Source organism: Fretibacterium sp. (genome assembly GCF_057312375.1).
This window is the reverse complement of record NZ_DBHLDX010000039.1, coordinates 11,128-17,578: the sequence shown is the minus strand read 5'-3', so window position 1 is coordinate 17,578 and position 6,451 is coordinate 11,128. Positions and strand designations below refer to the sequence as shown.

General features: G+C 66.2%; 8 protein-coding genes. 4 read left to right on the top strand and 4 right to left on the bottom strand.

The window, feature by feature from the left end; genetic code table 11:
- A partial coding sequence (locus ACO41U_RS07090; protein WP_485942706.1) for a sulfurtransferase TusA family protein occupies positions 1–578 on the top strand: 578 nt, incomplete at its 5' end.
- 61 nt (positions 579–639) lie between these two features.
- Here the strand turns inward: ACO41U_RS07090 and ACO41U_RS07085 are convergent.
- Together ACO41U_RS07085 and speD are read right to left on the bottom strand one after the other, a co-directional pair.
- Positions 640–1,284 carry a Crp/Fnr family transcriptional regulator gene (locus ACO41U_RS07085; RefSeq protein ID WP_485942704.1) on the bottom strand — a complete coding sequence of 215 codons (645 nt, stop codon included), beginning with the start codon at positions 1,282–1,284 and terminating at the stop codon, positions 640–642.
- Between the two features lie 127 nt (positions 1,285–1,411).
- Positions 1,412–1,855, bottom strand: coding sequence for an adenosylmethionine decarboxylase (gene speD / locus ACO41U_RS07080; protein ID WP_485942702.1), 444 nt, complete (start codon positions 1,853–1,855; stop codon positions 1,412–1,414).
- A 292-nt stretch (positions 1,856–2,147) separates the two neighbouring features.
- Between speD and ACO41U_RS07075 the strand changes: the two genes are divergently transcribed.
- Both ACO41U_RS07075 and ACO41U_RS07070 read left to right on the top strand, forming a co-directional pair.
- Positions 2,148–3,212: a pyridoxal phosphate-dependent aminotransferase gene (locus ACO41U_RS07075; protein ID WP_298778890.1), complete on the top strand. Its 1,065-nt coding sequence runs from the start codon at positions 2,148–2,150 to the stop codon at positions 3,210–3,212.
- 144 nt (positions 3,213–3,356) lie between these two features.
- Entirely contained in the window at positions 3,357–4,760 is a 1,404-nt protein-coding gene (locus tag ACO41U_RS07070; RefSeq protein ID WP_485942699.1) for an MATE family efflux transporter, read from the top strand.
- 5 nt (positions 4,761–4,765) lie between these two features.
- On the opposite strand, the gene ACO41U_RS07065 is transcribed toward ACO41U_RS07070, so the two are convergent.
- Both ACO41U_RS07065 and ACO41U_RS07060 read right to left on the bottom strand, forming a co-directional pair.
- Complete coding sequence (locus ACO41U_RS07065) at positions 4,766–5,125, bottom strand: cupin domain-containing protein (RefSeq protein ID WP_298778896.1); 360 nt, start codon at positions 5,123–5,125, stop codon at positions 4,766–4,768.
- On the bottom strand, positions 5,119–5,763 hold the full coding sequence (locus ACO41U_RS07060) for a tetratricopeptide repeat protein (protein ID WP_485942697.1): 645 nt from the start codon (positions 5,761–5,763) through the stop codon (positions 5,119–5,121). The genes ACO41U_RS07065 and ACO41U_RS07060 overlap by 7 nt, the downstream gene beginning before the upstream one ends.
- 200 nt (positions 5,764–5,963) lie before the next feature.
- Here ACO41U_RS07060 and ACO41U_RS07055 point away from each other — a divergent pair.
- Positions 5,964–6,451: prolyl-tRNA synthetase associated domain-containing protein (locus ACO41U_RS07055; protein ID WP_485942695.1), on the top strand; the 488-nt coding region annotated here is incomplete at its 3' end.

The window sequence follows — 6,451 nt, the reverse complement described above, 5'->3', positions numbered from 1 at the left end:
CGGTGGGGGCGGGACTGGAGGTCGTCCAGACCTTCGAGCCCATCCCGCTCTACGCAGTGATGGAGCAGCTGGGGTTTGAACACCACACGGAGCGGGCGGCGGAGAACGAGTTTCACGCCTGGTTCTACCGCGTCGAGGTGCGAGAGGAGGACGGGACGATCCCCATGCGCCCCGCGGCGCTGACGAATTTCCCTTTGATCGACGAGGAGCTGGGTCGGGTTGCGGTGAGCTTTTGGGACCTGACGTGGAACGACGCGAAGCGGACGCTTCCCTACGAAACGCGGCTCCTCCTGTCGCTGGCGAACGCGGTCGGCGCGGGGAGGATGCGTCAGGCGTGCCGGGAGCTGGTCAAGGCCTACGCCCATGGAGTCGATTCCGCGGCGTTGGGCGACGTGTTCGAGCTCCTGGCCTGGAATCAGGGGATCGGGTTCTTCAGCTCGGAGATCGGGCCGTCCACGCTGTTTCAGGCGTACAAGACGATCCGGCAGCAGGAGAAGCTCGGCAGGAGCCGGGAGGAGATCGGCGCGCTTTTGATGGAGCGCTTCGGCGAGAAGAACCCAGAGGTCGCGGTGCAGTGACGACGAAGGGGCGGTCCCTTTGGGCGCCGGGCGCATGGGCTGCGTCCGGCGTCGTTTCATCTCAGGGCCTGTTTGGGTCGGCGTGGGCGTCCCCGGACAGGATGACGAAGTGGTTCCTGTGGAACGCGATCAGCCCCGCGTCGCGCATCTTCCCCAGCTCCTTGGAGAGTGCCGTCCGTTCGACGCTCAGGTAATCGGCCAGCTGTTGGCGGTCGAAGGGGAGGTCGAACTCCCCGCTGCGCCGTTGGAGGGAAACGGAGTGCAGGTAGGCGAGAACCTTGCCGCGGATGGTCTTGGGTGACGTGTGGAAGCTCCTGCCCGACAGAATGAGGTTCTTGCGCGAGGAGATCGTGAGGAGGTTGCTCAACAGCCGGATTCGCCACAGGTCGGCCTGTCCCGGCGGGGTTTGGAGCGCGTCAAGCCGAAAGAACAGGACGCGGCAGTCCTCGTTGGCGCAGACGTCCACCAGGAGCACGGCCCCCTTCAGGAACGCATAGGTTTCGGCGAAGAACTGTCCCGGCCCGACGTGGCTGAGGATCGTCCGGTTCCCCCAGACGTCGTCGCTCTTGATCGTGACGCTGCCCTCCAGCACCAGCCCCATGCTGTCCGTTGTGTCCCCGGCGCGCAGCAGAGTTTCGCCCCTGGCGTAGCGGCGCTCGTGCGCGCACAAAACCTCCAGGGCCGTCCGGACCTCCGCCGTGTCCATGCCCCGGAACAGCTCCGTTTCGTTGAGCGGCGTCCCGTCCCTGTCCAGAAGCGATCACCCTTTCCATAAGCTCCATGAGCGCAAAGCCGGCGAAAAAATGGGGAGCCAGCGACCGGCTCCCCGACGACTACGCCTTCAGTTGACCGGCGGAGCCCTCCTCTGCGGCCTTCTTGCCGTTGAGGTCCTCCTCCCAGGTGATGAAGGAGTGGTAGTAGATGCGGTCGTCGTCGTCCAGCCCGCGGGTGATCTCCGTGATGTGCGTGTGCCGCGCGTGTACCTGAGCCAGCACGAACTCCACGGCCACCATGGGCTCCGTCTTGGCGCCGCAGGTGTAGATGTCGAGCGCCATGTAGTTGGCCTCCGGCCACGTGTGTACGGAGAGGTGCGATTCGCTGATGACCACGACGCCGCTGACCCCGTTCGGGGGAAAGCGGTTGAACGATACGGACCAGACCTGAGCGTGAGCCCGCCTGGCGGCCTCCACCAGGATGTCCTGAAGTCGGACGACGTTCGTGATGGTGTCGTCACATCCGGAAGCCTCCACGATGAAATGAACCCCTTTTGGCGACAACGAGCCGCGCCCCCTCCCAATCAAGATGCTGCGGCGCGGCCCTCCCTGTGCAGGGAGCCGGCGCAACTCCGGCCTTGAGCGAAAGCCGCGGCAAAATTGTACCGATAAAGGCTGTCGTTGTCAAACAACGTCCCTGCAGTGCCCGTTCGGCCTCTTTCGGTTCGGAACGCGGGGGGAGGCTGAAAACCGCGTCCTTTTCGGGTAAAATAAATGGTGTCGTCTTGCACCTTCAGGGAGCGGCAGGCGGGGCCGTTCGCCTGCTTTGTTCGATACCAGGAAAGGGGCCTGTTCCATGAGCCGTTTTTTCAGCGCGAAGTATAAGAGCCTCATGCCCTACGTTCCGGGCGAACAGCCGCGGGATCGAAAATACCTTAAGCTCAATGCGAACGAGTCGCCTTTCCCCCCGTCCCCCAAGGCCGTGGAGTACGCCTCCGAGGCCTCGAATGTGCTGAACCTCTACCCGGACCCGGAGTGTACGGGGCTGACGGCCCGCATCGCGGAGCTGTGCGACGTGGCACCGGAGGAGGTGCTGGTGGCGGGCGGCTCCGGCGCGATCCTGAACCTCGCCTTCATGGCCTTCTGCGACCGCTACCACCCCGCCGCCTTCCCCGAGGTCACCTGCGGGCTCTACAGGGTGCTGGCCGAGCTGAACGGCGTCCCCTTCAAGGAGATTCCGCTGGAGGAGGACTTCACCATCCGCGCGGAGGAGTACATGGCCCTGGGCCGCACCCTCTTCATCGCGAACCCCAACGACCCCACCGGCCTGACGATGTCCATCCCGGACCTGGAGGGCATCGTGCGGCGCACCCCGGACAACGTCGTCGTCATCGACGAGGCCTACGTGGACTTCGGCGCCACCAGCTGCCTGCCGCTGATCCATCGGTACGGGAACCTGCTGGTGACCCGGACCTTCTCCAAGGCCTGGTCCCTGGCGGGGGCGCGGCTGGGCTTCTGCGTCGGCAATCCGGACCTGATCGAGGACCTCCGCAGGGTGAAGGACTCCATCAACCTCTGCAGCATCGACCGCGTGACCATAGCCGCGGGGCTGGGAGCCCTGTCGGACGCGGAGCACACGACGAACAACTGCCGCCTCATCCGCGAGAGCCGCCGCTTCGCCGCGGACGGGCTCGCCCTCCTGGGCTTCGACCTCACGGACTCCGTCGCGAACTTCCTGCTGGCCCGGCATCCGCGGGTGGACGGCAGGGCGCTCTACCTGAAGCTGCGCGAGAAGGGCGTCCTGGTGCGCCACTTCGATCACCCCGCCCTCGCGCAGTACAACCGCATCACGGTGGGCTCGTTGGAGGACATGCAGCAGCTCCTCAAGGTGCTGAAGGAGATCCTTGGGGAGGACGAGTGAGGCGCAGGGAGGCTGAGGCGGTAGGGCCCGGCGCGGGTGCCTCGGCCAAAAAAAGCCCGCTCTGCGGCTTCGGCGATTCGCTCTAGAGTGTGTAATGAAAAAACGACTGTCGGGGGGATCTGTGATGAGGGACGGAACAGGGCGGTGAGCGGAGGCCAGGGAGCGGCGCAGCGCGAGGGCGGCGCGGACATGACGCGGGGGGACGTGTTCCGGCATATCTTCTATTTTTCGCTGCCCTTTTTGGCGGGGAACGTCTTCCAGCAGCTCTACAACATGGCGGACACGTGGGTGGTGGGGAACTACGTGGGCGACGAGGCCTTCTCCGCCGTGGGGACCGTGACGCCCGTCATCAACATGCTCATCGGCACCTTCATGGGGTTCTCCAGCGGCGCGGGCGTCGTCATCTCACAGTACTACGGCGCGGGAAACCGCCAGCGGGTCCACGACGCCGTCCAGACCGCCGTGGTGATGACCGCCGTCCTCAGCGTCGTCTTCACGATCGTGGGCAAGGCCATGACGCCCCTCATGCTGCGCTTTATGAGGACGCCCGAAGACGTCCTTCCGGAGTCGATGGCCTACCTGGACGTCTACTTCTCCTACATCGCGGGGCTCCTGTTCTACAACATGGGGGCGGGGATCCTGCGTGCGGTGGGGGACTCCAGGCGCCCCTTCTACTACCTCGTCGCGGCAGCCTTCGTCAACGTCGTGCTGGACCTGGTTCTCGTCATCGTCTTCGGTCTGGGGGTGCGGGGCGTGGCCTACGCCACCGTCGTTTCCCAGGGGATATCGGCCCTGCTGGCCTTCTCCCTCCTCCTGCGCACGGACATGAGCGTGAGGCTCACGCTGCGGGACCTCAGGGTCGATCTGAAGCTCCTGTGGAAGATCGTCCGGGTGGGGGTGCCCGCGGCGGTGCAGATCGGCATCGTCTCCTTCTCCAACGTCTTCGTCCAGTCCTACATCAACCAGTTCGGCAAGTACTGCATGGGGGGCTGGACGGCCTACCACAAGATCGACCAGCTGATCTTCCTGCCCATGCAGTCGCTGGGGCTGGCCGCCACCACCTTCGTGGGGCAGAACCTGGGGCGCGGTCTGGCGGACCGGGCCCGCCGGGGGGTGCGCACGGCGCTCCTCTGCGCCGTCGCCGTGACCCTGGCGGCCTCCGCCGTGGTCGTGGCCCTGGCGCCTCAGCTGGTGGCCATCTTCAACCCGGAGCCGCGGGTGGTGGAGTTCGGCGCGATGTTCCTGCACTTCCTGACGCCCTTCTACGTGCTCTGCTGCGTCAGCCAGGTGTACACGGGAGCGCTGCGGGGGGCCGGCAACAGCAAGGTCCCCATGGTGATGATGATCTTCTCCTTCGTCGTGTTCCGCCAGTGCTACCTCTTCGTCGTGTCCCGGTTCGTCAGCAACACGCCCCTGAGCATGGGGATGAGCTATCCTGCCGGCTGGATGGTGAGCAGCGTCCTAGCCGCGCTCTACTACGGCCATGCGCGCCTGGAGGCCACCCGGTTGGTGGAGCGGGGCGAGGTGCTGGGCGCGGAGGAGGCGTAGCCCCGTCAGGGCGCGACCCGCCCTGCCTCGTTGTAGATGAGGGCCATGAACTCCAGGTCCGAGTCGGAGTTGTTCTCGATGCTGTGCCAGTGCCCGACCTGGATGAGGCAGACGTCTCCCGCGTGCACCTTCGTGACGCTTCGATCGTCGTCGATGAAGTCGCCCTCCCCCTTCAGGATGTAGTAGGGCTCCGTTTCCCCCACGTGCTGATGCCAGCCGACGCTCGACTTCGGCGGCAGGACGACGCGAGCGTAGAGCCGTCCGTGCCCCATCAGCTCGTCCTTCGACAGGACGTGGTGGACCCTGGCAGGGCCCCGTCCTCCAGCGAGCTCGCTGACCTCCGTGGTCCTCTCCCTTCTCACCATGGCGTTTCCCCCGTTTCGGCCCCGTCCTGCGGCAGGTCGCCATCCTGGTCCACGCCGCGCCCGGACGCGCACATGGCGCTGAAGCACAGGGTGGCCTCCGGATCGCCCTGCGCCGAGGCCAGGCGCCACCACCGCACCGCCTCTCGGTCGTCCTGCGGCGCCCCGTGCCCGTGGGCGGACATCCAGCCGAGGCGGCACTGGGCCGCCATGAAGCCCCCCTCCGCAGAGGCCCGATACCACCGCGCCGCCTGCTCCTCGTCCGGCGCGACGCCACAGCCGTAGACGTACATGTCCGCGAGGTAGAACTGGGCCCTCGCGCTGCCCTGTTCCGCCGCCGCACGATACCATCGCGCGGCCTCCGCCACGTCCCGCCCTACGCCCTGGCCGTTCTCGTACAGGACGCCGAGGCAGAGCTGAGCGTTCGGCTCGCCCTGTTCCGCCGCCGCGCGGTACCAGCGCGCGGCCTCCGCCGCGTCCTGCGCCACGCCCCGGCCGTTCGAGAACATCCTGCCGAGGCGGTACTGGGCACCCGCGTTCCCGCCTCCGGCGGCCGCAAGGAGCGCCTCCATGTCCGGCGCCTCGTCCCTGCCGTCCTCGGACGGCTCCGCAAAGAGATATTCCATAGGGTCCTTTTCCATTTGAACGTTTGAACCTCCCCGCACCGATCGCCGCGTCCTCCGGCCTCGTCCGCGACGGGGCCTTGAGCGCGCTGCTCCATCTGCCCATTATATCCCAACCGTCGCCCTGGAGCCTGCGGCCGGAGGCTCAATGGTAAAATAGCGGGAGGAGGCCGCCCTGCGCGGGCGCTCCGTCGGGCGATCTTATTTTGGAGAGGGGCATGTTTGCTTTGGGTGCGAGGGACGACGTTTACGCGGCGCTGAGGGAACTGGGCCTGTCCTTTGAGGTGGACGAGCACGAGCCGGTCTTCACCATCGAGGAGATGGAGGCCCTGGGACTGACCGAGAAGGGGATGGTGGTGAAGAACCTGTTCTTGCGGGACCAGAAGGGGAAGAAGCACTTTTTGGTGCTGCTGCCGTCGGACCGGCAAGCGGACCTCAAGTCCATCGGTGAGCAGTTGGGTGCGGGGAAGCTCAGCTTCGCCTCCGAGGAGCGGCTGGCGAAGTACCTTGGGCTCTCCAAGGGGGCTGTCACGCCCCTTGGGATGATGAACGACCGCGAGCACGCCGTGGAGGTGGCCGTGGAGCGCAGCCTGACGTCGGAGCCGCGGCTGGGCGTCCACCCCAACGAGAACACGGCGACGGTGTGGCTGTCGTGGCAGGACCTGAAGAAGTACCTCGAACACTTCGGCGCGAGGATGCGGACGAT

What these genes read in the sequence shown, in the direction of transcription:
- ACO41U_RS07085 (WP_485942704.1), bottom strand. Translation starts at nt 1,284, where the DNA reads ATGGACACGGCGGAGGTCCGGACGGCCCTGGAGGTTTTGTGCGCGCAC.
- ACO41U_RS07075 (WP_298778890.1), top strand. Translation starts at nt 2,148, where the DNA reads ATGAGCCGTTTTTTCAGCGCGAAGTATAAGAGCCTCATGCCCTACGTT.
- ACO41U_RS07065 (WP_298778896.1), bottom strand. Translation starts at nt 5,125, where the DNA reads ATGGTGAGAAGGGAGAGGACCACGGAGGTCAGCGAGCTCGCTGGAGGA.
- ACO41U_RS07060 (WP_485942697.1), bottom strand. Translation starts at nt 5,763, where the DNA reads ATGGAAAAGGACCCTATGGAATATCTCTTTGCGGAGCCGTCCGAGGAC.